Annotated in this window: 24 protein-coding genes; 15 read left to right on the top strand and 9 right to left on the bottom strand. The window is 31.4% G+C overall.

All coding sequences use genetic code 11. From position 1 onward, the window contains the following. Positions 1–95: 95 nt before the first annotated feature. From der to ABD939_RS02545, 4 genes are all read left to right on the top strand, one after another. A complete protein-coding gene (gene der, locus ABD939_RS02530; RefSeq protein WP_345164182.1) occupies positions 96–1,400 on the top strand; it encodes a ribosome biogenesis GTPase Der in 1,305 nt (434 codons plus the stop codon). 87 nt (positions 1,401–1,487) lie between these two features. Beyond that, a complete protein-coding gene (locus ABD939_RS02535) occupies positions 1,488–1,928 on the top strand; it encodes a protein-disulfide reductase DsbD domain-containing protein (RefSeq protein WP_345164184.1) in 441 nt (146 codons plus the stop codon). Positions 1,929–1,938: 10 nt separating this feature from the next. Continuing rightward, positions 1,939–4,521, top strand: a complete 2,583-nt coding sequence (locus ABD939_RS02540; protein ID WP_345164186.1) for a TlpA family protein disulfide reductase — start codon at positions 1,939–1,941, stop codon at positions 4,519–4,521. 90 nt (positions 4,522–4,611) lie between these two features. Next, positions 4,612–5,616 (top strand): sugar kinase, encoded by a 1,005-nt coding sequence (locus ABD939_RS02545; RefSeq protein WP_345164188.1) that lies wholly within the window; start codon positions 4,612–4,614, stop codon positions 5,614–5,616. Between the two features lie 35 nt (positions 5,617–5,651). On the opposite strand, the gene ABD939_RS02550 is transcribed toward ABD939_RS02545, so the two are convergent. The 5 genes from ABD939_RS02550 to ABD939_RS02570 all read right to left on the bottom strand — a co-directional run bounded on the left by ABD939_RS02550 (position 5,652) and on the right by ABD939_RS02570 (position 8,978). Next, positions 5,652–6,503 (bottom strand): TPM domain-containing protein, encoded by an 852-nt coding sequence (locus ABD939_RS02550; protein WP_345164190.1) that lies wholly within the window; start codon positions 6,501–6,503, stop codon positions 5,652–5,654. A gap of 2 nt (positions 6,504–6,505) precedes the next feature. Further along, on the bottom strand, positions 6,506–6,973 hold the full coding sequence (locus ABD939_RS02555; protein ID WP_345164192.1) for a TPM domain-containing protein: 468 nt from the start codon (positions 6,971–6,973) through the stop codon (positions 6,506–6,508). Then, positions 6,951–7,547 (bottom strand): LemA family protein, encoded by a 597-nt coding sequence (locus ABD939_RS02560; RefSeq protein ID WP_345164194.1) that lies wholly within the window; start codon positions 7,545–7,547, stop codon positions 6,951–6,953. The genes ABD939_RS02555 and ABD939_RS02560 overlap by 23 nt, the downstream gene beginning before the upstream one ends. Positions 7,548–7,677: 130 nt before the next feature. After that, on the bottom strand, positions 7,678–8,007 hold the full coding sequence (locus tag ABD939_RS02565; protein WP_345164196.1) for a MerR family transcriptional regulator: 330 nt from the start codon (positions 8,005–8,007) through the stop codon (positions 7,678–7,680). Further along, positions 8,007–8,978 carry a M23 family metallopeptidase gene (locus tag ABD939_RS02570; RefSeq protein WP_345164197.1) on the bottom strand — a complete coding sequence of 324 codons (972 nt, stop codon included), beginning with the start codon at positions 8,976–8,978 and terminating at the stop codon, positions 8,007–8,009. The genes ABD939_RS02565 and ABD939_RS02570 overlap by 1 nt, the downstream gene beginning before the upstream one ends. Positions 8,979–9,199: 221 nt before the next feature. Between ABD939_RS02570 and alaS the strand changes: the two genes are divergently transcribed. The 7 genes from alaS (at position 9,200) to ABD939_RS02605 (ending at position 19,225) form a co-directional block, all read left to right on the top strand. Beyond that, the gene (gene alaS / locus ABD939_RS02575) at positions 9,200–11,815 is read left to right on the top strand and encodes an alanine--tRNA ligase (RefSeq protein ID WP_345164199.1); all 2,616 of its coding nucleotides are present in this window, start codon (positions 9,200–9,202) and stop codon (positions 11,813–11,815) included. Between the two features lie 4 nt (positions 11,816–11,819). After that, entirely contained in the window at positions 11,820–12,764 is a 945-nt protein-coding gene (locus ABD939_RS02580; protein WP_345164201.1) for a GSCFA domain-containing protein, read from the top strand. An 81-nt stretch (positions 12,765–12,845) separates the two neighbouring features. Next, on the top strand, positions 12,846–14,687 hold the full coding sequence (locus ABD939_RS02585; protein ID WP_345164204.1) for an outer membrane protein assembly factor BamB family protein: 1,842 nt from the start codon (positions 12,846–12,848) through the stop codon (positions 14,685–14,687). A gap of 515 nt (positions 14,688–15,202) precedes the next feature. Further along, positions 15,203–17,161, top strand: a complete 1,959-nt coding sequence (locus tag ABD939_RS02590) for a tetratricopeptide repeat-containing sensor histidine kinase (protein WP_345164206.1) — start codon at positions 15,203–15,205, stop codon at positions 17,159–17,161. Between the two features lie 71 nt (positions 17,162–17,232). After that, positions 17,233–17,883: a response regulator gene (locus ABD939_RS02595; RefSeq protein ID WP_345164208.1), complete on the top strand. Its 651-nt coding sequence runs from the start codon at positions 17,233–17,235 to the stop codon at positions 17,881–17,883. A gap of 135 nt (positions 17,884–18,018) precedes the next feature. Further along, positions 18,019–18,654, top strand: a complete 636-nt coding sequence (locus ABD939_RS02600; RefSeq protein WP_345164210.1) for a DUF4230 domain-containing protein — start codon at positions 18,019–18,021, stop codon at positions 18,652–18,654. Then, positions 18,647–19,225: a hypothetical protein gene (locus ABD939_RS02605; RefSeq protein ID WP_345164212.1), complete on the top strand. Its 579-nt coding sequence runs from the start codon at positions 18,647–18,649 to the stop codon at positions 19,223–19,225. Before ABD939_RS02600 ends, ABD939_RS02605 begins: the two co-directional genes overlap by 8 nt. A gap of 8 nt (positions 19,226–19,233) precedes the next feature. On the opposite strand, the gene ABD939_RS02610 is transcribed toward ABD939_RS02605, so the two are convergent. Then, positions 19,234–19,542, bottom strand: coding sequence for a rhodanese-like domain-containing protein (locus ABD939_RS02610; RefSeq protein WP_345164214.1), 309 nt, complete (start codon positions 19,540–19,542; stop codon positions 19,234–19,236). Positions 19,543–19,648: 106 nt separating this feature from the next. On the opposite strand from ABD939_RS02610, the gene ABD939_RS02615 reads away from it, so the two are divergent. Continuing rightward, positions 19,649–20,398: an enoyl-CoA hydratase/isomerase family protein gene (locus tag ABD939_RS02615; protein WP_345164216.1), complete on the top strand. Its 750-nt coding sequence runs from the start codon at positions 19,649–19,651 to the stop codon at positions 20,396–20,398. 2 nt (positions 20,399–20,400) lie between these two features. Here the strand turns inward: ABD939_RS02615 and ABD939_RS02620 are convergent, their stop codons facing one another. Beyond that, entirely contained in the window at positions 20,401–22,158 is a 1,758-nt protein-coding gene (locus ABD939_RS02620) for an aromatic amino acid hydroxylase (RefSeq protein WP_345164218.1), read from the bottom strand. 160 nt (positions 22,159–22,318) lie between these two features. On the opposite strand from ABD939_RS02620, the gene ABD939_RS02625 reads away from it, so the two are divergent. Further along, complete coding sequence (locus tag ABD939_RS02625; protein WP_345164220.1) at positions 22,319–23,422, top strand: bestrophin family protein; 1,104 nt, start codon at positions 22,319–22,321, stop codon at positions 23,420–23,422. Positions 23,423–23,436: 14 nt separating this feature from the next. After that, positions 23,437–23,766: a thermonuclease family protein gene (locus ABD939_RS02630; protein ID WP_345164222.1), complete on the top strand. Its 330-nt coding sequence runs from the start codon at positions 23,437–23,439 to the stop codon at positions 23,764–23,766. A gap of 40 nt (positions 23,767–23,806) precedes the next feature. Here the strand turns inward: ABD939_RS02630 and ABD939_RS02635 are convergent, their stop codons facing one another. Together ABD939_RS02635 and ABD939_RS02640 are read right to left on the bottom strand one after the other, a co-directional pair. After that, entirely contained in the window at positions 23,807–24,388 is a 582-nt protein-coding gene (locus ABD939_RS02635) for a DUF4136 domain-containing protein (protein ID WP_345164224.1), read from the bottom strand. A 77-nt stretch (positions 24,389–24,465) separates the two neighbouring features. Beyond that, complete coding sequence (locus ABD939_RS02640; RefSeq protein ID WP_345164226.1) at positions 24,466–24,636, bottom strand: C1orf53 family protein; 171 nt, start codon at positions 24,634–24,636, stop codon at positions 24,466–24,468. A gap of 478 nt (positions 24,637–25,114) precedes the next feature. On the opposite strand from ABD939_RS02640, the gene ABD939_RS02645 reads away from it, so the two are divergent. Further along, a complete protein-coding gene (locus ABD939_RS02645) occupies positions 25,115–26,026 on the top strand; it encodes a 1-aminocyclopropane-1-carboxylate deaminase/D-cysteine desulfhydrase (protein ID WP_345164228.1) in 912 nt (303 codons plus the stop codon).

Genomic DNA, 26,026 nt, shown 5'->3' on the forward strand with positions numbered 1-26,026 from the left:
AAAATGGTTGCGCGTTGTTTATATTTTCTATTTTTGCAAAATATTTCAATAGAAGTATAAATAAATCAGTTTTAAGCTGTTACACAATTAAAGTTATGAGTAATATAGTTGCCATAGTAGGAAGGCCAAATGTAGGGAAGTCAACGTTTTTCAATCGTTTAATACAACGACGCGAAGCTATTGTTGATGCTGTAAGTGGTGTAACTAGAGACCGCCATTATGGCAAAAGTGATTGGAACGGAAGAGAGTTTTCTTTAATAGATACTGGTGGATATGTAAAAGGAAGCGATGATGTTTTTGAAGCTGAAATTGATAAGCAAGTTGAATTGGCTATCGATGAAGCAGATGCTATTATTTTTATGGTAGATGTAGAGTCTGGTGTAACTGGAATGGATGAAGATGTTGCTAGGTTATTACGTAAAGTTACAAAACCAGTATTTTTAGTGGTTAACAAAGTAGATAACGGAAAACGTGCTGAAGACGCGGTTGAGTTTTATGCATTAGGCTTAGGAGAATATTATACCGTTGCAAGTATTAACGGAAGTGGAACAGGTGAATTATTAGATGCTCTGGTTGAAACACTACCTGAAAAGGAGGAAGTTATTGAAGAAGACTTACCTAGATTTGCCGTAGTTGGTAGACCAAATGCTGGAAAATCATCATTTATAAATGCTTTAATTGGAGAAGATAGATACATCGTTACCGATATAGCTGGAACAACCAGAGACTCAATCGATACAAAGTATAACCGTTTTGGTTTTGAGTTTAATTTGGTTGATACTGCAGGAATAAGAAGAAAGTCTAAAGTAAAAGAAGATTTAGAATTTTATTCAGTTATGAGAAGTGTTCGTGCCATAGAGCATGCCGATGTATGTTTATTGGTTTTAGATGCCAATAGAGGGTTTGACGGGCAAGTACAAAATATATTCTGGTTAGCAGAGCGAAACCGAAAAGGGATTGTAGTTTTAGTTAATAAATGGGATTTGGTAGAAAAAGACCATAAATCTGTAAAGGAATACGAAAGAGCTATAAAAAAACAAATGGAACCTTTTACGGATGTTCCAGTAATATTTATTTCTGCGTTAACAAAGCAACGCATTTTTAAAGCTATAGAAACAGCTGTTGAAGTTTATAAAAATAGATCTAAAAAAATTAAAACAAGTCAGCTTAATGATGTCATGTTGCCAATTATAGAGCATTATCCGCCACCAGCAATTAAAGGTAAATTTGTAAAAATTAAATACGTAATGCAATTACCTACTCCGCAACCTCAATTTGCTTTTTTCTGTAATTTGCCGCAATATGTAAAGGAACCCTATAAACGCTATTTAGAAAATAAATTGCGAGAGAACTTTGGTTTTAATGGAGTGCCAATTAGTGTTTACATGCGGAAGAAATAAGAGATTTTTTTAAATTAGGCTTTTTTTAAGAATAATCATACGATATATGCTTTATATTCGTTAGTAGTTTAGCTATTAATTATACATATGAAGATTATTACGAGCCTTATTATATTCTTTTCAATCTTTTCTTTTTCCCAAATTATTACGCCAGTTAAATGGGACACTTCAATAGAAAAAAAATCAAAAAACGAATACGATATTGTGTTTACTGCAGAAGTAGATGATGGTTGGCATTTGTATTCTCAACATCTTTCTGAGGGAGGCCCACTACCCACAGTATTTAAATTCATACCCAGTACTAATTATAAATGTGAAGGAAAACCATCGGAAGAAAAGGGTAAGGAAGTGTATGAAGAGGTTTTTGAAATGAATGTAAAATATTTTGAAAACAAAGCAGTTTTTAAACAGCGCATCAAAACTAATACTAATAAGCCTTTAAAAATTGAAGGTGAAATAAGCTACATGTCCTGTAACACTGAAAAATGTATACCTGGATACACAAATTTCGAAATATCAACAAAATAAACTATAAATCATGAACAAATTCCTTTTTATCCTTTTTATTGGGGTGGTGTCATCACATCTTTATGCACAAAAAAGTATTGAAAATCCAGAGTACGGGTTCGCCACATATCCAGGAGAAATTGTAAAAATTGAAATGCTAGATACCGCAACCGTTTTGTATTTCAAATTAAAAAAGTTGCCATGGGGTTATTTTCATTTACACGAAGAGTCTTATATCCAGGATTTAAGCGGGGATGAAAAACTATTTGTTACTAAACTAACAGGAGCAAAATTTAAAAGAAATGATTTTCCACCGTCAGGAGAAGTTATGTATCAGTTATATTTTCCACCTTTAAGCAAAACTGTTAAAACTATTGATTTTGGTGTAGAAAAAGAACGTGGCGGTGGTATTTTTGATATTGTTATACAAGAAGATGAAAATAGCTTATTATTACCAAAAGAACTTCGTGGTAACTGGCTTTTAACAGACGGCAGTAACCGATGGGATTATGGCTTTAACTCTAAAAATGCTATTGTAAATGGTGCTGTTTGGAACTACAAATCCATTGATGGAAAAGGTAAAAAATATACTATTATACTTGAAAATGGAGATCGTTTAAAAACAATTTACGCAAAATTGGGTAAGGACGGAATGGTTTATTTTGGTAACATACCTAAATCTCTTAAAAGTTACAGCTTAACTAAAGTAGATAATCCAAATTTAAGATTATCGGAAGATACTAAATTTGAAAATATCACTTTTGGTTTAGACTCAACAACTTATTCAGGAATGATAAAAGGGTTTTCAAGTAAGATGAAGCAAAAAACCTTTATGATACATATAAATAATACATTTAAAGGCAATCAAGAAACACATTTAGTAAAAATTAATGATGATGGTACTTTTAAATCAAAATTCCCATTAACTCATCCACAAACAGTATTTATAAGAATGGGGCCTAAAGCTTTCACAATTTTTTTAGAACCAAATAAGGAAACATTTCATTACGTTGCTGGAAAGGAATCACTTTTTATGAGAGATAATGCTCAAGTAAATTCAGACTTACAATCTATGGACTTTATAAGGTTTTTTAATCATCAAAAAATAAGAGCAAAAATAGGAATAACTTCACCAGAAGATTACAAAAAAATATGTTTAGATGTAAGAGATAAAGAGTTAAAAACGCTTGAAGATTTCAAAATAAAACATTTTGTAAGTGCTAAAGCACTTCAAATAAAAAAAATACAAATAGAACTCTCGACTTACCAAAATGCTTTAGGTTATGGTATGTATAGAAACGGTATAAAACGTCAAAATGAAAAAGCTAAAACAGATAGTAATAAAATCCCTTTTGAGGATTTTGATGTAAACGAAGCGTATTATGATTTTATTCCAAAAGATATTATAGACAATAAGCTAGTATTACTTTCGGGTGATTATTATTTTTTTGTAAACAGGTTGATTTATGCTGATATTTTTGAAGCAAATCAATCTTCAGGTTCTAGAACTACTTTAGTAGAATTTGCAAATTGGCTCCAAAAAAACAAAAAAGTACTTACCATTGAAGAGTTGGAAATGGTTGAAATGAGTAAGCAAATAGAAACACCTGAAATAATGCTCAAAGAAGCGAATTTTAGAAAAGCTCATGGTGACGTTGAACAGGCTTTTCTTAAAAAGCATAGAGACGATTTAAAGAATTTTAATGTATACATGAAAACAAATAAAATAAAGTCTAAATACAATAGTTTTATTTTGGACATGGCCGAATACTTAAAAGAAAACGGAGGCACATTCTCAGATGAAGAGATAAAGATGATGGAAGCTCTAAAGACTTTGAAAACGAGTGAAGAAATTAAGGCAGAACGTCATTTTAACAAAACCTATGGTATGGTAAGAGGTCTATTTTATAGGAAATATGGATCTAGCAGTTCTGAAATGAGCAGGACTAAATATTATTCAAATAGAGATAAAAGAATAAAAGACTATTTCGGTAAATCAGATGCTTTTTTATACGATGTAGTAAGGTTTCAAACCGCAAGTATGAAACTTAAAGATTATGAAGTTTATAGCGACGAAGAATTAAAGCTAATACAGAATGAACTTGAGAATCCATTCTTAGTGAATTATCTAGCGGTAGAAAACGAGCGCACAAAGGAAACGATTGAGGCAAATAAAACTAAAGGGGGTTATACAGTAAATACCATTGAGAATACGGAAGGCGATGAATTATTTGATGCCATGCTTAAAAAATTTAAAGGTAAAGTGGTTTATGTCGATTTTTGGGCTACTTGGTGTGGGCCTTGTATGTCGGGTATAAAAAGGATAGCTCCACTTAAAGAAGAAATGAAAAATGAAGATGTGGTGTTTTTGTATGTAACTAACCAAACTTCCCCAACAGTTACCTGGGAGAATGCTATTACAAATATTAAAGGCGAGCATTATAGAGTTTCAGCCGATGAGTGGAATTACTTATCTCAAAAGTTTAAAATCTCAGGAATTCCACATTACACATTAGTAGATAGAAATGGTAAAGTTGTAAAGCCTAAGCTAAGACCTAATTCAAACAATAAGCTAAAAGGGATTTTAAAGGCTGAATTGGAAAGAAAACTTTAGAAATTTAATATTGTAAAAATTATTTTAGTGAACTAAAATTTTCAGACTACAAGATATTGGTTATTTTTATCTCTCTAAAACAACCAATCAATGAATCAGATTATCACATTTGGAGAAGTCATGATGCGACTTTCGCCTTCAGGAAACAGAAAGTTTATTCAGGCTAGCCATTTAGAGTTTTATTTTGGAGGAACTGAACTTAATGTTGGTTTATCAATAGCTCATTTTGGTGGTAATGTAAAACATATAACATGTCTGTCTGATGATTTTATAGGAGATACCGCATTGTCTTATTTAAATAAATTTGATTTAGATACAACAGCTGTTATACGATCTAAAAGGCCTTTAGGTGTCTATTTTCTGGAAGTTGGTGCTGTTATGCGACCAAGTTCAATTTCATACAATAGGTCTCATTCTGCTTTTTCTGAAATAGAACCTAGTATGGTTAATTGGGATGCAGCTCTAGAAAATGGCAGCTGGTTTCATTGGACAGGAATTACACCAGCCTTAACTAAAGGAAGTTTCGAGACTTTAAAAGAAGGATTAAAATTAGCACGAGAAAAAGGGATGCAAGTTTCAGCAGACCCAACATACAGAAGCGGTTTATGGAATTATGGAGTAGACCCAAAAGATGCTTTAACAGAATTGCTTCATTGCTCTACTGTATTTATTGGCGGTATTAATGAGATGAATGAAGTTTTAGGAACTAATTTTGGTTACAGTAATGATGAATTTATTGAAGCTAGTAAGCTTATTATTGAGAAATTCCCGTCTATAGTTAAGGTGTTTGATAAAATAAGAACTTCAATAAACTCATCATGGCATAAAATTCGTGCAAGAATGTGGAATGGTAAAAAGTTTTATGAAACTCAAGATTTTGATATTACACATATAGTAGACCGAATAGGAACTGGTGACGCTTTTGCAGCAGGTTTAATATATGGGTTACAACATTTTAAAGACACAAAGTCTATGGAATTTGCTAGTGCTGCATGTGCCTTAAAACACACCTATGTTGGAGATGTTAACTATGCAACTATTGATGAGGTTATGCGAATTGTTGAAGGAAATTTAACTGGAAGATTTAATAGATAATAAACGAACTTTAAAACGAGAATATTTAGTATAAACTACCAGCCTCCAGAAGCGCCGCCACCTCCAAAGCTACCACCGCCAAAACCGCCTCCAAAGCCACCGCCAAAACTACCGCCACCTCCAGAGCTTCCGCCCCAACCGCTGGAAGAACCACGACGGTAACTGCCTCTTCCCATATTGCTTAGAATGATTGCTTCAAGTAAATCTCTACCACCAGATCTATTTCCTCGGTTTCCTCCTTTGCCACCACCACGTTTATTTTTTGATATTGAGATGAGAATAATTATAAAAATAAAAAAGAGAATAAAAATTAAACCAATAGGGAAATCGTTATTTTTTGATGACTTTCGCGAGCCTTTATACTCGCCGGTCATCACTTCAAAAATAGCATCTGCACCTCTGTTTAGTCCGCCATAATAATCATTTTGTTTAAAATAAGGAATAATGTCTCTTTCAATAATACGTTTAGACATGGCGTCGGTAAGTAAATGCTCAACACCTTTACCAGTGTTTATGGCAATTCTTCTGTCGTCACGAGCTAATAAAATTAATATACCGTTATCTTCTTTAGCTTGACCAATTCCCCATTCTTCTCCCCAATTAGCACCTAAATAATTGATGTTCTCACCTTTTGTGGAAGCTATAATGGCTATAACTATTTGTGTTGAAGTGGTATCTGAATATTTAACTAATTTTTGTTCTAAGTTGTTTTTTTGAGATGAATTTAAAAGCTTGTAATAGTCATAAACACTGGTTTGAAAATCTGGTTTTTCAGGAATTTCAAATTGAGCAAAAGAAAGACCAAATGAAAAAAAAGCAATAGCAAAAAGGCTGAAAACTTTACTTTCATTAAGTAATTTATAAATATTTAAAAGCTTTATTACCATAGTTATCCTTTAGAAATCTCGTTAGATAATTCGTTACTATCGCCATGTTCCCAAGGAAAGTATTTTGCTAATTGTTCACCAGATTTTAGAATACCTTCTATTAAACCTTGTTTGAAATTTCCAGATTTAAAATGTAATTGCATGACATCTTTAGTACAATCCCAGAAATCACTGGTAACAACATCATTAATGCCTTTATCTCCATAAATAACAAAGTTTCTGTCATTTACAGCTACATATATTAATACACCGTTTTGTAACTTAGTGTTATCTATTTTTAAAAAATGAAAAACTTCTAACGCACGATTAGTAGCATCACCTTCGGCTGTTTTTTCAATATGAACTCGAATTTCTCCTGAAGTTTTTAATTCTGCAACCCGAATGGCTTCAATAATATCTTGTTCTTCTTCAGCAGTTAAAAAATCTTCAACTTTATTGGACATCGTTCTAATTAAAGTTATATTCTTCATCTGGGACTTTTTCCGAACCAGGATCAGACTTGAAACGATCCATTTCTTTAAAACCGAACATTCCTGTTAAAATTTTATTTGGAAATTTAGTAGTATGAATGTCGTATTTGTTTACCGCTTCATTAAAACGGTCTCTTGCAACATTAATCCTATTCTCTGTTCCTTCTTTTTGAGCAATAAATTCCCTAAATTGTATAGTGGTATTTAATTCTGGATATCTTTCGAAATTTGCTATTAATCTACTAAAAGAACCGCTCAAATTAGCTTGTGCTTTTTGAAATACTTCTAGGTTTTCAGCTGTTAGATTATTAGTATCAAAATTTATTGAAGTAGCTTTAGATCTCGCTTCTATAACTTCATTCAATGTTTTCCTTTCAAAGTCTGCAGAACCTTGAATGGTTTTAATAACACTTGAATAAAGATCATTACGTCTTTGGTATGCACTTTCAACATTAGACCAGGCAGTTTTGGCATCAGCTTCTAATTCTACTGCTGTATTATTTATTGCTTTTCCCCAAGAGTATAAGCCTAAAACTAATATTCCTAAGACAATCCATGGTAAAAATTTCTTCATAATAAAATGATTTAAAGATGTTTTTAATCGTTATTTAATTAGACACATTATTTTAACAAATGTTACTTGTTTTCTGATTTTTTTAGATAAGTGTTGTAATAAAACTTAAGAAATAAGCATGAAACATCACCTAAAGATGTTGCTTAATTTTGATTAGTTGATTTTTGATATCCTCTAGTTTACTTACAATTTCAAAGTTGCTGAGCGCTTCTTTTTTCTCTTCTTTTAAATGTGTTTTTGCTCCTTCAAGTGTAAAACCACGCTCCTTAACTAGATGGTATATAAATTTAAGATTTTTTATATCTTCAGGTGTAAACTTGCGGTTGCCTTTTGCATTTTTTTTAGGCTTAAGTACATCAAACTCTTTTTCCCAAAAACGTATTAAAGATGTATTTACACCAAAAGCTTTGGCTACTTCGCCAATACCGTAATATCGTTTTTCTGGTAAATCTATTTGCATTAATCTAGAGATTGATTTTCTAAAGAGGCACTTTCTAATAATTTGCTAAATTCTTCAGCAGTTAAACTACCGTAATAGAAATTAATTGGGTTAATTCTATTACCGTCTTTAAAAATTTCATAATGTAAATGTGGTGCTTCAGAACGCCCCGTGCTTCCCACGAAACCTATTAAATCACCTCTTTTAACTTTTTGGTTTTTTCTAACGTTGTATTTATATAAATGAGCATATAAACTGGTGTATCCAAAACCATGATTAATTCTAATATGTTTTCCATAACCACTAGAACCAGAATCTGCTCTAACTACAACGCCGTCACCACTAGCATAAATGGGTGTACCTCTTGGTGCTGTAAAATCCATTCCCCAATGCATTTTTCGTACTTTGGTAAATGGGTCTGATCGCATACCATAACCTGAAGCCATTCTAGTTAAATCTTCATTGCTAACGGGTTGTATTGCTGGAATTGCAGCCAATAATTCTTCTTTTTCTTCAGCTAAAATAGCAATTTCATCAAGTGATTTAGACTGCACAACAATTTGTTTTTGAAGGATATCTATACGTTTGTTGCTTTCAATAATTAATTTAGAATTATCAAAACCTTCTAAATTTTTATATCTATTTATACCACCAAAACCAGCGCGTCGTTGTTCTTCAGGAATGGGGTTTGCTTCAAAATAAACACGGTATATATTATTGTCTCTATCCGCTACATTAGCTAAAACAGCTTCTGCTTCGTTCATTTTTTTGTTTAAAATTTCATATTGAAATTTCATATTTTCTAATTCACGTTTAAGTGCTTTTTCTTTAGGTGATTCAATATAATTACCAGTTAAGAATAAAAAGAATAACCCAAAAAGAGCAGAGGCTAAAATAAACACTGAAGCAAATTTGAAGGTGTTTCTTTTCCTCTTCTCTATTTTTTTATAGGAAAGGGATTCTGAATCGTAATAATATTTTACCTTACTCATTACTTAAATTATAGTATTTTTGCTGAAAATTTGAGACTGTAGAATGTCTAAAATTTACAAGCTAACGAACAAACCTACGAAATTATTTTAATAGTAATAAGCTAATAATTTAATTGTAGGATTACCATCTCCTTAATTTTAAATAATTTTGGAAAGTAAATATAAAAATTGTTTCGCATTAAAAGTAATAAGATAGAAACATCCTTTATTAATTAAAGTAAATGAAGTCACAAGATATACGCTCTAAATTTTTAAGTTTTTTTGAAGAGAAGAAGCACTCTATTGTGCAATCTGCACCAATGGTTTTAAAAGACGACCCAACCTTAATGTTTGTAAATTCTGGTATGGCACCTTTTAAAGAGTATTTTTTGGGTAATGCAATGCCGAAAAATAACCGTATTGCAGATTCTCAAAAATGTTTACGCGTTTCGGGTAAGCATAACGATTTAGAGGAAGTTGGTTATGATACTTATCATCATACTTTGTTTGAAATGCTTGGAAATTGGAGTTTTGGCGATTACTTTAAAAAAGAAGCTATTGCTTGGGCTTGGGAATTGTTAACGGAGGTTTATGGCATTGACAAAAGTATTTTATATGTCACTGTTTTTGAAGGAAGTGATGATGAGGATAATCTAGATATGGATACCGAAGCATATAATTTCTGGAAAGAATATATAGCTGAAGACCGTATTTTAAAGGGCAACAAAAAGGATAATTTCTGGGAAATGGGAGATCAAGGACCTTGCGGACCTTGTAGCGAAATACACGTAGACATCAGGTCTGCCGAAGAAAAAGCTAAAATTTCGGGTAAAGATTTAGTTAATAAAGACCATCCTCAAGTGGTTGAGATTTGGAACTTAGTTTTCATGCAATACAACCGAAAAGCAAACGGTAAACTTGAAAATTTACCTAACAAGCATATTGATACCGGTATGGGATTTGAGCGTTTGTGTATGGTTTTACAGAACGTGCAGTCTAATTATGATACCGATGTATTTACGCCTATAATACGTGAAATCGAGACCATTTGTAATAAAAATTATGGTAAAGATGAAAAGGTTGATGTGGCTATTCGAGTGATTTCAGACCATGTTCGAGCTGTAGCATTTTCAATAGCAGATGGGCAACTACCTAGCAATACAGGTGCCGGTTATGTTATTCGAAGAATTTTAAGAAGAGCCATACGATACGGATTTACATTTTTAGATAAAAAAGAACCTTTCATATATAGATTAGTTGATGTTTTAAGTAAAAAAATGGGGGCAGCTTTTCCAGAACTTAAAGCACAAAAACAACTTATTGAAAACGTAATTAAAGAAGAAGAACAATCGTTTTTAAGAACTTTAGAACAAGGCTTAGTATTGCTAAGTCGTATTGTTGACGAAACTAAAGATGGTACTGTTTCTGGCGAAAAAGCATTTGAGCTTTATGATACCTACGGATTCCCAATAGATTTAACAGCACTTATTCTTTCAGAAAAAGGGTTAAAGCTTGATGAAGAAGGTTTTAACGAAGAATTGCAGAAACAAAAAAATCGTTCGCGTGCAGCAAGTGAAATGTCTACCGATGATTGGACGATTTTATTTGATGATGCTGAAGAGGAATTTGTTGGTTATGATACGCTGGAAGCGAATGTGAAGCTAACCCGATATAGAAAAGTTACCTCAAAAAAAGATGGCGAAATGTATCAATTGGTCTTTAATTTAACACCGTTTTATCCAGAAGGTGGTGGTCAAGTAGGTGATAAGGGTTATTTAGAAGATAGCCACGGTGATGTAATTTATATTCTAGATACCAAAAAGGAAAATAACGTTATCATTCATTTTGCAAAAAACTTGCCTAAGCATATTGATGAATCATTCAAAGCTACCGTAGATGCAAAGCAGCGTAATAGAACAGAATGTAATCATACAGCAACTCATTTATTACATCAAGCTTTACGTGAAATTTTAGGCACACACGTAGAACAAAAAGGTAGTGCAGTACACTCAAAATATTTACGATTCGATTTTTCACATTTTTCAAAATTGACAGTAGAAGAATTACGTGATGTTGAAAATTTTGTAAACAGGCGTATTGATGGTAAATTACCTTTAATAGAAAAACGTAACATTCCTAAAGAAGAAGCTATTGCAGAAGGAGCGATGAGCCTATTTGGCGAAAAATATGGAGACACTGTTCGTGCTATTCGTTTTGGGAATTCAATAGAACTTTGCGGTGGTACGCATGTAAAAAACACTTCAGATATTTGGCATTTTAAAATCGTTTCGGAAGGTGCTGTAGCTTCAGGAATTAGAAGAATTGAAGCTATTACAAACGATGCGGTTAAAGATTTCTATCATGAAAATAACCGTGCATATTTTGAAATGAAAGACTTGTTAAACAATTCAAAAGAACCTGTAAAAGCGTTGCAGAATTTACAGGAAGAAAACACAAATCTTAAAAAGCAAATTGAGATTTTATTAAAAGACAAGGCTAAAAGTATTAAAAGTGAACTTAAAAATGAGCTTACCGAAATTAATGGTGTCCAGTTTTTAGCAAAGAAGTTAGATTTAGATGCTGGTGGTTTGAAAGATGTTGCTTTTGAGTTGGGTAGCCAGTTTGATAACCTATTCTTATTATTTGCTACTGAGCAAAATGGTAAGGCTTTGTTATCGTGTTATATATCTAAAGAATTAGTTGCTAGTAAAGATTTGAATGCAGGACAAGTGGTTCGCGAACTTGGAAAATATATTCAAGGTGGCGGAGGTGGTCAACCATTTTTTGCAACTGCAGGAGGAAAAAATCCAGGTGGAATTGATGAAGCTTTGAGAAAAGCCAAGGATTATATTTCCTAAAATATTGAATTTGCTAACTAAAATACCATTACTAAAGCAGTCTAAAAATCAAATAGACCATAATTCTAATTTACTACTTTTAGGATCTTGTTTTACTAATAATATTGGTAAAAAACTGGATTATTTTAAATTTCAAAATACTCAAAACCCTTTTGGAATTTTGTTTCATCCAAAAGCTATTGAAACTCTTATTGAAAACTCGGTTAATAAAAAAGAATACACTGATAATGATATTTTTTTTGCTAACGAACAGTGGCATTGTTTTGATGCACATTCAAAGCTTAGTAATACCTCAAAAGACAGCTTAATAAAAATATTGAATAAGCAAATTGCATCTACTAATAAGCTAATTCAAGAATCTACACATATTATAATTACTATAGGTACCGCTTGGGTATACCGTTTTATTGAAAGTGATAAGATTGTTGCGAATTGCCATAAAGTACCACAAAAACAATTTGATAAAAAATTACTATCTGTAGATGAGATTGTAAATTCGTTGAAGAATATATTGAACTTAATTTTAGGCTTAAATAATAAAGCTAGTGTAATTTTTACTGTTTCGCCTATTCGCCATATTAAGGATGGATTTATTGAAAATACTCAGAGTAAAGCAAACATACTGGCTGCTATTCATCAAGTAATAAAAAGTCAAACTTATTATTTTCCATCGTACGAAATTATGATGGATGAACTTCGCGATTATCGTTTTTATACTGAAGATATGATTCATCCAAATGAAACGGCTATAAATTACATTTGGGAAAAGTTTCAACAGGTTTGGATATCTGATACATCTCTCGTTACTATGGAAGAAATTGATGGTATTCAAAAAGGATTTCTTCATAAACCATTCAATCCAAACTCTAGCAAGCACAAGAAGTTTCTTCAGAAATTAGAAGTCAAAAAAGCTAAACTTCAATCTCAATTTCCTAACATATTATTTTAAATATACGTAATTCGTCGTATTGATTCGTTTTCCCTAATGTTGCAGTTTTGTGATGCTATTAATCATAAACAAAATTCAACAATGAGACATTTCAAATTTATAGTTTTTCTATTAGTTGGTACACTAATGCTAAACGCACAAAAAGCAGAAACACCAAATTTCACTTATGATTTGGGAGGAAAAATCGATCAGATGACTTTAACTAGTTCTGGGGTTATGTTAATTACTCATGGAAAAGGTTTAGCCGGAATAAAGCCTGGGCAAGAAGGGTTAGTTTTTAATTTTGACGATTACGGAAAAGTAAAGCAAGAAGAAATTCAAATTATACCAAATACACCATATGTAATGGTAGGTCAAGCTGGATTTGGAGGAATTTCAGCAAAACAAAGTGTTATAGATGTTGTTTCTGGAAAGCGATTGTTTGATACTAAAGCGAACGGTTGGAAAGCAGCAGGTAGACCAACGTTAATTTTGCCAGAAAATAAGCTTATTGTTTCAGGGCAAAGAACAGCAAAAGAAAAATATGCTCAAGCTGTAGGTATTTACGATATGGCTACTGGTAATGAAGTAAAACTTTTTACACTAAAAGGAACAAATTCATTAACTGGTCAACCAAGCATTATTAATGGAGGGGTTATTTTGCCAACTTACAAGGGTATTTATAGAATAGATATGAATACAGGTGCAGAAAGCTGGGTGGTAGATTTAAAGAATGTAGCCTATGTAATACCAGATAAAGACGGTGGATCTATGTTTGCGGTTCAAGGCAAAGGGAATAACCATGTAATTCATAAAATTAGTGAATCTGGATCGCAAATGTGGGGAGATGGCGCTAAACTTAAAGGTGTAGTATCAAATTTTGAAGTTACTCCAAAAGGTTTAGCAATTGTAAGTGATGTAGCTAGCTCAGGTAAAAAAGGATTAGCAAAATTGGCAGCAGCCAAAGCTCAAAGTAACATATCATTTTTATCAGCTTCAACTGGTAAAGATTTATGGGAAAAAGCACCCAAAACAAAAGGCTATGTGCAGCATTTCTATATTATGGATGATGGTATTTTGTTTGGAATAGGTGAAGGCGGTATTAATAAAATTTCTTTTGATGGTCAGCCATTATTTAAAAAACCATTAAAAACTGGAGAAAATATTCATACTATGGCTTTAACTAGTCAGGGTATGATTTATATCACAGATAGCGATGCAGACATTATTAATTTGGATACTGGGGAATCTATTTGGAATAAACCTATTAAATATAAAAAAGCAAAAGCTGTAACTAGTGTTTACGATGAAACCCATAAAAGATATTTAATAAGTACTGGTGAGGAAATGATTGCTATTGATGAGAATTCGGGAGACATTAGCATACTTGGAAGTTATGATTTTGATGAAAAAGAAAACCCTACAAGTTTTGAAATTAGAGACAAAGGACTATTACTTTCATCTGATCAAAATATAATGATGTTAGATTTTGATGGTTCTGAAAAGTTTCATGAGTATTTTCGTTCTCCAGGAAAAAGTGCCTTCGCAGTTGTTGCATTAGCAGCTATGACAGTGGCATCAACAACAATGGCTATGGATGCAAGTGCTAGAGCAGGAGCAAACAAAAACTATTTAGGACAGTATAACCAATACGGAGCTCAAAAGAAAAGAGAAGCTGATATGTTTGCTGCCATAGGCACAGCTTCATTTAATGAAATGGTAAAACGTTTTAATGCAACTGCAGCTACTGAAAATGCTCAATTTATATTAACAAAGCTTGATGATGGAGTTGGGTTAGTAAAAGTAAATAAAGACTCTGGTGTAGTTGAGAAAGAAATAGTATTAAAAGATAAAAAACCTACCTATGAAGTAGATGAAATAGGAGGCTATCTTTACTACTTGGCAAACGGAAATACAATATATTCTTACGACCTTACAAGATAAATCTTGTTGTTGAGATTTGTTGATTGGGCGTGATAATCAGATTATTGCGCTTAATCTTTTTTAATAACACTTAATCGAAAAATTATCTAATGTTATTTTTTTTCAATTAAATTCATCATGCTATTAATCAGTTCATATCAAAAAACATCAACAGTTCAAGCTTATAACAAGTTTGTTGTTGGTGTTTTTTTTATGACGTGTTTTGCGTTAAATATAGCTTAAGTTATGGAGTTATATTTGGTGTTTAATTCGGTCTTAATTTTTTTAGTTGTATGTGTGCTATTTTTCATTTTTAGGTTTGTTTTTAATATTAAAGCCTTAAATAAAAAAGGCGCTCAACAATTAAAGGCACTAGAAGCTAAATTGAAAAATGAAAATAAAAAGCTTAAAATGAATACTGAGAAAGTTTTGATAATTGATGAATTAAACCAAACACTTTTTAGTAGTATTCTTAAAATATCAAGAGATTTTATTTTGTTACAAAAGCTTATATTTGATAAGAAACCTTAGTTTTTATGAAGTATAGAATTCTCTCATCTATATTTATATTATTTACGTTTTGTTGTTTTTCTCAAAATTCAACAAAAATTATTGATAGCTTAAAACAAGTTATTTCCTTTAATCCAAAAGACTCAGTTAAAATAAAGGCCTACAGTGATTTATGCTGGTACTACAGAAATATATCAACCGATTCTGCTCTATCATATGGTAATCGTGCGTTAAGTTTATCTAAAAAAATCCAAAATAAACAAGGTGAAGCGCAAGCTTATAATGATTTAGGGATTCTTTATTATGGTTCGGCAGAATATCCTAAGGCCTTAAGTTTATACCAAAAAGGATTAAACATTAGAACTGAATTAAACGATACGTTAGGTGCTGCAGCTTTGTACAATAAAATAGGGTTAATTTACCAAAACACATTTAAGTTGGACTCTGCTATGTTTTACGCTACTAAGGCTTTAAAAATATATGAAGACAAAAATAATATTAGATATTCTCTGGCTTTAAAAAATAATATTGCCAATATACATAAAGGATTAAAGCAATATAAAAAGGCGCTTAATACGCACTTAGAAATAGCTAAAATAAACGATAGTTTAAGTGATTATTTACCCCTTACTAGGTCTTACAATAATATTGCTAACGCATATTTATTTTTAAATGATACCATTAATAGTATAAAATATTACAAAAAGAGTATTGCAATAGCTGAAAAGAATAATTACAAAAAAGAATTAGCTGCAGTTTATAATAATTTTGGGGCTTTATTACAATCTAAAAAAGATTATGTTGGGGCAACAAAATATATCTCTCAGTCGCTTGTATTTCGAAAAGAATTAAATGACAATTACGGTATTGCTAGCGCAACTCTACATTTAGCTGGATTACATTTAGATTTAAAAGATTTAAACAGCGCAAAAGAACATTTGTATTCAGGTTTATATCTGTCTCAAAAAATTAATGTAAATGAGCTCAAAATAGATGTGTTTGATAAACTAGCTACTTATTACGCCTTAAAAAAGAATGCTGATAGTGTTATTCATTACAAAGAGTTATTTAAATCTCTAAAGGATAGCATTTTTAGTACTCAAGTTTTAAAAGAAGTGGCTGAAGTACAAGAAAAATATAATGCCGCTAAGCGCGAAAAAGAAATACTTTCTCAACGAGCAGATTTAGCTGAAAAAGAACTCAATTTAAACAGAAAGAACACTCAATTATTAGGACTAATTATTTTGGCGGTTGTAATTTCTGTTTTAGGGTATTTATTTTATAAACAGCAAAAATTAAAGAACCATCAGCTAAAAAAGGAAGGCCAGCTAAAAGAGGCATTGGTGAAAATTGAAACTCAAAATAAATTACAAGAACAACGTTTAAGGATTTCAAGAGATTTACACGATAATATAGGTTCTCAGCTCACATTTATTATTTCTTCTATTGAGAATTTACAATATGGTTTTAAAATTAAAAATGAAAAATTAACTAAAAAGTTAATTGGAATAAGTGGTTTTACAAAAGAAACTATTTACGAGTTGCGCGATACTATTTGGGCAATGAATAAAAACACAATTACTCTTGAAGATTTAGAGACTCGTATATCAAATTTTATTGATAAAGCAGACGTTTCATCAACAGGCTTAAATTTTAAATTCAATAAAGACGAGTCTTTATCAAAAGAATTAGAATTTAGCTCTGTAACAGGTATGAGCATTTATAGAATTATTCAAGAATCTATAAACAATTCAATTAAACACGGAGAGTCATCAAAAATTAATGTAGATTTTAAAAAATTAGATAATAAAATTGAATTTAATATTACTGATGATGGAAAAGGTTTCAATGAAAATGAAGTAACTCTTAGCAACGGGATTAATAACATGCGAAAGCGAGCTAAAGAGATAGGGGCTTTTTTAAATATTGAAAGTGAACCAGGTATAGGAACACGAATAGTGATTAATTTACCATTTCAGGCTTGAAATATACGATATATGACGTATTGATTTTTAATATAATAATACATAGATTTCAGTTTTTGAAAACTAACTAGATGAATATAAAAATAGCCATAGCAGAAGATAATACGTTTTTAATAAAAGCTGTTGAAGAGAAATTATCTTTTTTTGAAGATTTAAAAATTAAATTTTCGGGAATGAATGGTTCTGAATTGCTTGAAAAACTTGAAGATAATCATAACATAGATATCATATTAATGGATATTGAAATGCCAATTTTAAACGGCATTGAAACGACTGAGATTGTAAAACAAAAGTATCCTCAAATAAAAATTATTATGCTAACAGTTTTTGATAATGATGAAAGTATTTTCAATGCAATAAAAGCTGGAGCTGATGGTTATTTGTTAAAAGAGGTCAACGCAAAAGATTTGTATGATGGTATTCTAGACACTTTAAATGGAGGTGCAGCAATGAACCCGTCAATAGCCTTAAAAACGCTAAAGTTGTTAAGAAACCCCATCGATTTTAATAATGTTAATAAGCAAGAAGATATTAGGCTCACTCCCAGAGAGATTGATGTTTTAGAGCAATTAAGCAAAGGACTAAGTTATAATGCTATAGCAGATAATCTTGTGTTATCGGTTGGTACAGTCAGAAAGCATATAGAGAATATTTATAAAAAACTTCAAGTGCATAATAAGCTAGAGGCAGTGCAAAAAGCAAAAAAGAATAAGTTAATTTAAGCTTAACTTTTGGTTAATACGCATAGTATTGTAAATCTATATTTTTGAAGTGTTAGTTTAGTTAGTTTGTACAAATGCATTAGTTAGACTCCTTATGTCGGAGGAAACTAATGTTTTTTTGTTTAAATTTAAACCATGCGAAAAATTCTATTCGGTGTTATCATCACTTTGGTAATATTATTCACCTTTAAATACTGCAACCAAAAAAGAGCAGATAAGATTGTACTTCAAGAAAGTTCAGCACTAATACAAGAACAAATAAATAATGTTGGTAAATTAATTGTTACTGAAGGGCATTTTAGCGAGGTTTTTAATTACAAAAATTCAAAAGATATTTTTGGTGATTTAATTTCTGTTGAAAAGAAAGCCTTAGTTGTTGTTAATGCTGAAGTTACAATTGCTTACGATTTAAGTAAAATTGAATTTGAAATTGATGAACTCAACAAAATATTAATTTTAAGAAGCATTCCTGATGAAGAAATTAAAATTAATCCAGATTTAGAGTACTACGATATTCAAGCAGATTATTTAAATCCCTTTGAAGCTAAAGATTATAATGACATTAAGAAAATAGTAAAAGCATCGTTAGCCAAAAAAATCGAAAACTCTGATTTAAAATCGAATGCAAAAAACAGGCTAATTAGTGAGTTGGCTAAGTTTTATATTCTAACAAACACATTAGGTTGGACTTTGCAATACAACGAAAATGAGATTGAGAGTATCGATGGTTTTTCTGATTTTGAAATTCTAAAAAAGAATTATAATGAATAACTTTTTGAAAGTACGATTTAGCATCTCACTATCAAGAACTATTGTTTTGTTCATGATACTTATTCCTAGTTGTATTTTTGCACAGAACAAAAAAGTCAAGGAGAGAAAAATTTCTTTGGTTGAAGAATTTACAGATGATGAATACAAAATGCCTGATTCGATATTATTCTATTCTGGTGGTCATTGGGAAATTGAAAAGTATTATAATATCTTATATAGAAAATTGAGTAACGAAATTAGAGGAATTGATGGTTATTATGATTACAAATTTCAAGAAAATGCTAACATTCCAATAAGGATTAATTCGTTTGATGATTTAAAAATAAAATTTAATAATAATAATTATAATGCTATTTGTGTTTTTGCCTTAGGTGATATTGATAGAGAATTTCCAAATGGTTATGTCAATTCAATAGCTATATGTAGTTATGATTTTTATATGATTTTACTGCAATCAAAAACTAACAAAGTTTTATTAAAAAGAAAGTTTAGGATTATTGCTAAAAAAATCTATTATTCGGAAAATAAAAGGTTAGCAAAATATATTGTCAATGAATTACAAAAACTATGATTTTTTGATTAATCTATGAGCCTTTTTAAATCGGCTATTCCACCACCATTTACAGCTTCAATTTTATAAAATTTCAGCAGTTTTGTAGCCCTTGCAGATCTTACACCACTTTTACAATGAGCAATCACAGGTTTTTTTAGTTGTTTTATGTCATCAATTTGATTTTTTAAATCGCTTAATGGAATATGTATAGCATTATTTAGATGACCTTGTTCCCATTCTAATTCGGTTCTAACATCAATAATTACAGCGCCACGTTTTAAAAAATCTTTTATTTCTGTCCTGTTATTTTTAAAAAAGAAGTTTAAAATACCCATTCTATTTTTTCGTTAAAATTAATAATAATTTAGAAAATTATTGACGGTTTCACAATTCTAATTCCATGATTTTTTATGTATATTCATCCTTTAAAGTAAAATAGCTATGCAATCTTACGTTACATTAAAAATTGAAAAGGAAGTTGGATTTATTGAGTTTTTTCATCCAAATAAAAACTCAATGCCAAGTTATGTTTTATCCAAACTTTCAGAAACTATTACAAATGCAGGGAATAACGAAAATGTTAAGATTCTGGTGTTAAAAAGTGGAGGAGATAGAACGTTTTGTGCTGGTGCTAGTTTTAATGAATTAATAGCTATTGAAGATGCTGAATCTGGTGAGCAATTTTTCTCTGGATTCGCAAACGTAATTAATGCCATGCGTAAATGCCCTAAACTTATTATTGGTCGCATTCAAGGTAAAGCGGTTGGCGGAGGTGTTGGTCTTGCTGCAGCTACCGATTATTGTTTGGCAACACAATACGCATCAACTAAATTAAGTGAATTAAGTATTGGTATTGGACCTTTTGTAATAGAACCTGCGGTTTCTAGGAAAATAGGAAAAGCAGCGATGGCTCAAATGACAATTGATGCGGAAACATTTTTTACTCCGCAATTTGCTAAAGATAAAGGCTTATATGCTGATGTTTTTGACACCATTGATGCATTAGATGATGCAGTGAAAACTTTAGCAGAAAAATTGGTTGGCTATAATCCAGAAGCATTAAGTGAAATGAAAAAAGTATTTTGGAAAGACACTGAGCATTGGGATAATTTGTTAACTGAACGTGCTGGAATAAGTGGGAAACTTGTTTTGAGCGAGTTTACAAAAAACACCTTAAAACGATTTAAGTAATTTTAAACTATTGTTTTTTGATTTATAATTCCCAACCCATCATCAATTAGTCTTCCAACTTCAGGTCTTTTTTGTTTTACAGTTAATAAATGTCCCAAAATATTTTCACAAAGCTTTTTTTCATCACCTTTAAAGGCTAGTTCGTAAAGTTCAATGGCTAATAACCAGTCATTTGGATGTTTTTCAATAAGTTGTTCTAAAACTTTAGTTCTAGAAATAGTTGTGTTTTTTCCGTTTCTGTAGTCTCTAACTTGCTGGTAAAGTGCTTCTAATGCTAATTGTTTTTCAGATTTTTTTATGTGTATAGTTTGTGATGAGGTTTTATGCGTAATTAAATCAAAACTATTTAAATCTGCGGGTCCAGAAAATGCAGAAACTACATCTTTTCCAACAGCCATATCGTAATTCCCCCATTCGGGTTTAAATAAAATAGTGTCGTTATGAGTAACTGTGCAGTTTTTAAAGCTGATTAAAATTATTTTTCCTTGTAGGTTTCTTTTGCCGGTAATAATTTCTCCAGATACTTTAATACCGCCTTCAAATTCTAAACTCACATTTTGTTCCTCATAAATGTTATAAGCTGCTAAGTCTCGCGGACTCATATCTTCAATAGCTAAGTTAATGCCTTTAAGTTTTCCAATAGGCGACCCAAAACCATCTTGATGATTTTTTGCGCCATGACCAACTAATTCCTTTTCCCGATAAGCTAATGCGGTTTCTTTTGTGGTTTGGATGTAAATAGTTTGCCCATTTTGTTCAATAACATTTGTAAAAACACCTGAAATTTGGAGTCCGGTACTCAATTCAATTGTGCCTAAAGCATTTGAGTTTATAAGTTTATTCACCCCAGAAAGACCTCCTTTTCTTAAAGACATAGTGTTAGCAAACTCTTCTAAAATCAAACTTAAATGTGCAAAATCTGGTGTTACAAATAGTTGGGGTTGAGGTTTTGTAATGTCAAAATTTTTGTAGGTAGCTTCAATGGAATATGGTAATTTCTTGACTTCATCAGTCATACACCAAGCACTTTCACCTATAGATGATAATAGACCAGCGCCATATATTTTTGGGTTTTCAATAGTGCCTATTAATCCGTATTCTACAGTCCACCAGTGTAAGTTTCTTATGAGCGCCATTTCACTGGGTTTTCCCATATTTTGTTGTAAATCTTCTACTTTTTTTTCTGCTAATACTATATCGGTTTCTAGTGTATTTGGCGCTTCTTTTATTATAGATAGATGGCGAACGGCTTCATATAATTCATAATCTTTAGCCGATGAAATGGCTTTACAACCAATTTCTCCAAAACGTCTTAAATACTCTGCATATTCTGGGTTTGCAATAATTGGAGCGTGTCCTGCACCTTCGTGGATAATGTCTGGAGCCGGAGTGTATTCAATGTGTTCTAATTGTCGAATATCACTGGCAATAACCAAAACATTATAGGCTTGAAATTCCATAAAAGCGTTTGGTGGTATAAAACCATCAACAGCAACAGCTGCCCAACCAATATCTTTTAGAATACGGTTCATGCCATACATATTTGGTATACTATCAACAGAAATACCTGTTTGTTTTAAACCTTCGGCATACGATTTATGAGCCACATCAGTTAAAAAATCAACATTTTTGCGCATTACATAGCGCCAAACTGCTTGATCTATAGCAGAATAATCCTCGTAATTCTGAGGTTTTATAAACTGCTTTAAATGCTTTGGTAGCTTTTGTAGTATTTCGTTAGATTCAAATAAATTCGACATTGGTAATTTTGATATGTAAAACCATTATAAAAATACGAATAATTCATTTAAATAGCAATAATTAAGATTTTCTTTCAAAAACCATTAAAGGTAACATTGTGTATTTGAATAAACGTTAAAGATTTCCATATATTTAGAATGATAATTTTAGTTACAAAACATGTATACAAGACGAATATTTCCAGTAAGAGGTGTTTTAAGATGGACACGAAGGCATATTTTTTTATTCTTATTAATAGCACTCATACCTGTTGTTCTTTTTGATGTTGTGGGTTTAAAATGGTTACACGTGCCATGGTTGCCACTCGGAGTTTTAGGTACTGCAGTAGCATTTATTGTAAGTTTTAAAAATAATGCATCTTATGATCGGCTTTGGGAAGCACGTAAAATTTGGGGTGGAATAGTTAATGCTTCTAGATCTTGGACTATAATGGTTAAAGATTTTATTACTAATGCTCATGCAAAAAAGGAAAGAACAGATGAGGAGTTGCAAACTATTAAGAGAGAATTAGTGCATAGACACATAGCATGGTTAACAGCACTTAGATATCAGTTAAGACAGGATAAGCCTTGGGAAATGCATTTAAAACAAGGAAAGCATAACGAGGAATTTAGGAGTAATAATTTCAGGGTTTGTGAAGACGAAATTATTGTTGAAGATGCTATTAAAGAATATATCTCTGAAGATGAATTTAAAGAGATATTTGCAAAAGGAAATCAAGCCTCTCAAATAATAGGTATACAATCCAGACGATTAAAGGAACTCATGGCAGAAGGTTTGATTGAAGATTTTAGACATATGGAAATGGCTAATTTGTTAGTCGAATTTTATAGTCTACAAGGTAAAAGTGAGCGGATTAAAAATTTTCCTTACCCACGACAATTTGCTACACTAAATTATATGTTTGTTTGGGTGTTTATCATTTTATTGCCTTTTGGAATTATGGAGGGTTTTGAGGTTATAGGTGATCATATTCTGGAAGATTTAATGACTCACAAATCGCATAGTTCTTTAACGCATCAAATACAGGAGTTTATAGCTAAACATTTTGTTTGGTTCTCTGTTCCATTTAGTGCGCTAATAGCTTGGGTGTTTCATACAATGGAAGCTATAGGAGAAAATACAGAAAATCCTTTTGAAGGCGGACCTAATGATGTGCCAATTACTGATATGAGTAGAGGCATAGAAATAGATATTCGTCAGCTTATTGATGATACTGATATTCCAGAACCTTATGAATGGAAGAATGATATTGTAATGTAATAAATAATAAAACTATGTATAATTATAAAGCAAAAATTATTGATGTTTACGATGGAGATACCGTAACTGCTGTTGTAGATTTAGGATTTCTTCATTCACAAGAAATGAAATTACGCCTTTATGGTATTGATACACCAGAAATGAGAGGTGCAGAAAAAGAAGAAGGTAGAAAAGTGAGAGATATTTTAAGAGAAATGGTTCTTGATAAAGAAGTAACTATCAGGTCTTATAAAGATAAGCAAGGTAAGTATGGAAGGTACTTAGCTAATATTGTTTTAGAAGATGGCTTGGAGGTAAACCAATGGTTGGTTGATAACGGTCATGCAAAACCATATTTTCCATAAAAAGTAAAAAGCACCATTTGGTGCTTTTTACTTTTAAATTTTATTGTACAGCTACAGGAGGATATTTCGTCATTATTTCTGTAACGAATTCTTTAATTCGTTCTTCTTTTTTCTCAATTTTTCTACTCAAATAACCAGTGCCCATACCTTGCCAAACTAATTCTTTTTTCTGAGAATCTATGAGATCTATGTATAAATGACCTTGTATTGATGTAGATACTGTAGGTTGTTGGTTCCAACCCCAGCCCCAACCTGGTCCAAAACCACCCCAACCCCAGCCGCCGAAGCCCCAGCCACCCCAACCCCAGGCGCCGTTACCCCAAGCGTTGTTGTAAACATCTACACGTTGTTGAGATTTTGTAAAAAGACTTACTAGAATATCTGGGTTTTCAGACTTCGTGTATCCTTTAGCAAGAAGTTCGCTTTCTATAGCGCGTAATATTCTACGTTTATCTAAATCGCTTATTTCAGCTTTATCAATGCCAGTTTTAAAAAAAGCAAAGGTTTTATAATCATTGAAATTTGCATCTTTGTCGTAATCAGCTGCAACTTTTATAGAACTACAAGAAGTAAAAGCAATTAGCAGTAATAAAATGGCTGAATTTTTTAGTAATTTTTCCATAGCTGTAATGTATTTAATTTTTTAATATGTATCAATAATCATACCAAGCACTTTGTTTATTGAGCTTTTATTGGGTGTTATTTAACTTTTTGCTGTAAATTAGTTTTATTGTTGTATCCATAGGGGCAATGTCTGCATCCACTTTCGCAACAATATCCTCTTTTTAAATGATATTGTTCTGTGAAACAACGGTAACCTTCGGGAGTTAAATAGTAATCTCCTTCTTCAATGGGGATAATTTTTTTCATAGTTTAACAAAGATAATGTAATTCAAAATAATTGTTTTTTTATCTATTAATCAAGATTTCTTTAGATTACAATTCTCTTGAGAATATAGATTTAAAATAAAACTTATTAGAAAAGGCTTTATTGGATTGATTTTTGATTTGTTTAATGTTATGGTTTTTATCTCAAAATATTTAATTCCAAAAGGCTACAATGGTTTAACCATATTTCCGTTTATTTTCTTAAAAAGAAAAGCTCTTAAACAAGATTCGGTTTTAGTTAATCACGAAAGAATTCATCTCAAACAACAATTAGAATTATTTGTATTAGCCTTTTATCTATGCTACTTTATTGAGTTTTTAATAAGATTAATTAGGTATAAAAATTGGAATAAAGCTTATAAGAATATCTCTTTTGAGCGGGAAGCTTATTCAAATGAATTTAATTTGGAATATCTTGAAAGCAGACCAATATGGGCTTTTTTGAAGTATCTTCGTAGTCATGAAATTTGATTTCGAAAACACCGTAAACGAGCGAGTTAAAATAGCTGACAATTCAGATGTAGAATTGTATGTAAAACGTGAAGATCGCCTGCATACTTTTGTTTCTGGTAACAAATACAGAAAGCTTAAATATAATTTACTTGAAGCAGATGTATTAGGTTTTAAAACACTTTTAACTTTTGGTGGTGCATTTTCCAATCATATAGCTGCTGTGGCTTCGGCTGGAAAGTTGTTAGGTTTTAAAACTATAGCAATTGTAAGAGGTGAGGAATTAGAAAGTAAAGTAAAAGAGAATCCAACCTTGAATTTTGCAGAAGCTTGTAATATGTCATTAAAGTTTATAACACGCGAAGCTTATAGAAAAAAAAGTGAAAAGTTGTTTTTAGATGAATTGAAAAATGAATTTGGAGATTTTTACCTTATTCCTGAGGGTGGAACTAACGCTTTAGCAATAAAAGGTTGTGAGGAAATACTTGATGAATCTGATGAGTGTTTTGATTTCATTTGTTGTTCAGTTGGTACAGGAGGAACCATTTCTGGGATTATAAATTGTTCAAAACCTAGTCAACAAGTTTTGGGTTTTTCTGCTTTAAAGGGCAGTTTTTTAAAACAAGATATTAGTAAATTTGCAACTAAGACCAATTGGGATTTAAAAACTAATTATCATTTTGGAGGTTATGCTAAAATAAATACAGAATTAGTTAGTTTTATTAATCAGTTTAAGATGGAGAATAATATTCCATTAGATCCTATATACACAGGAAAGATGATGTTCGGGATTTTTCACTTAATAGATAAAAAATTCTTCCCAAAAGGTTCTAAAATATTAGCAATTCATACTGGAGGCTTACAAGGAATTGATGGTATGAATTTAAGATTGAAAAATAAAAATTTACCGCTAATAAAGTAA

It is taken from the genome of Algibacter aquimarinus, assembly GCF_039543265.1.
Lineage (GTDB): Bacteria > Bacteroidota > Bacteroidia > Flavobacteriales > Flavobacteriaceae > Algibacter_B > Algibacter_B aquimarinus.

What these genes read in the sequence shown, in the direction of transcription:
- ABD939_RS02585 (WP_345164204.1), top strand. Translation starts at nt 12,846, where the DNA reads ATGAGACATTTCAAATTTATAGTTTTTCTATTAGTTGGTACACTAATG.
- ABD939_RS02625 (WP_345164220.1), top strand. Translation starts at nt 22,319, where the DNA reads ATGTATACAAGACGAATATTTCCAGTAAGAGGTGTTTTAAGATGGACA.
- ABD939_RS02555 (WP_345164192.1), bottom strand. Translation starts at nt 6,973, where the DNA reads ATGAAGAATATAACTTTAATTAGAACGATGTCCAATAAAGTTGAAGAT.
- ABD939_RS02590 (WP_345164206.1), top strand. Translation starts at nt 15,203, where the DNA reads ATGAAGTATAGAATTCTCTCATCTATATTTATATTATTTACGTTTTGT.
- ABD939_RS02640 (WP_345164226.1), bottom strand. Translation starts at nt 24,636, where the DNA reads ATGAAAAAAATTATCCCCATTGAAGAAGGAGATTACTATTTAACTCCC.
- ABD939_RS02535 (WP_345164184.1), top strand. Translation starts at nt 1,488, where the DNA reads ATGAAGATTATTACGAGCCTTATTATATTCTTTTCAATCTTTTCTTTT.
- ABD939_RS02540 (WP_345164186.1), top strand. Translation starts at nt 1,939, where the DNA reads ATGAACAAATTCCTTTTTATCCTTTTTATTGGGGTGGTGTCATCACAT.
- ABD939_RS02620 (WP_345164218.1), bottom strand. Translation starts at nt 22,158, where the DNA reads ATGTCGAATTTATTTGAATCTAACGAAATACTACAAAAGCTACCAAAG.
- der (WP_345164182.1), top strand. Translation starts at nt 96, where the DNA reads ATGAGTAATATAGTTGCCATAGTAGGAAGGCCAAATGTAGGGAAGTCA.
- ABD939_RS02550 (WP_345164190.1), bottom strand. Translation starts at nt 6,503, where the DNA reads ATGGTAATAAAGCTTTTAAATATTTATAAATTACTTAATGAAAGTAAA.
- ABD939_RS02565 (WP_345164196.1), bottom strand. Translation starts at nt 8,007, where the DNA reads ATGCAAATAGATTTACCAGAAAAACGATATTACGGTATTGGCGAAGTA.
- ABD939_RS02600 (WP_345164210.1), top strand. Translation starts at nt 18,019, where the DNA reads ATGCGAAAAATTCTATTCGGTGTTATCATCACTTTGGTAATATTATTC.
- ABD939_RS02570 (WP_345164197.1), bottom strand. Translation starts at nt 8,978, where the DNA reads ATGAGTAAGGTAAAATATTATTACGATTCAGAATCCCTTTCCTATAAA.
- ABD939_RS02610 (WP_345164214.1), bottom strand. Translation starts at nt 19,542, where the DNA reads ATGGGTATTTTAAACTTCTTTTTTAAAAATAACAGGACAGAAATAAAA.
- ABD939_RS02595 (WP_345164208.1), top strand. Translation starts at nt 17,233, where the DNA reads ATGAATATAAAAATAGCCATAGCAGAAGATAATACGTTTTTAATAAAA.
- ABD939_RS02605 (WP_345164212.1), top strand. Translation starts at nt 18,647, where the DNA reads ATGAATAACTTTTTGAAAGTACGATTTAGCATCTCACTATCAAGAACT.
- ABD939_RS02560 (WP_345164194.1), bottom strand. Translation starts at nt 7,547, where the DNA reads ATGAAGAAATTTTTACCATGGATTGTCTTAGGAATATTAGTTTTAGGC.
- alaS (WP_345164199.1), top strand. Translation starts at nt 9,200, where the DNA reads ATGAAGTCACAAGATATACGCTCTAAATTTTTAAGTTTTTTTGAAGAG.
- ABD939_RS02645 (WP_345164228.1), top strand. Translation starts at nt 25,115, where the DNA reads ATGAAATTTGATTTCGAAAACACCGTAAACGAGCGAGTTAAAATAGCT.
- ABD939_RS02630 (WP_345164222.1), top strand. Translation starts at nt 23,437, where the DNA reads ATGTATAATTATAAAGCAAAAATTATTGATGTTTACGATGGAGATACC.
- ABD939_RS02635 (WP_345164224.1), bottom strand. Translation starts at nt 24,388, where the DNA reads ATGGAAAAATTACTAAAAAATTCAGCCATTTTATTACTGCTAATTGCT.
- ABD939_RS02545 (WP_345164188.1), top strand. Translation starts at nt 4,612, where the DNA reads ATGAATCAGATTATCACATTTGGAGAAGTCATGATGCGACTTTCGCCT.
- ABD939_RS02615 (WP_345164216.1), top strand. Translation starts at nt 19,649, where the DNA reads ATGCAATCTTACGTTACATTAAAAATTGAAAAGGAAGTTGGATTTATT.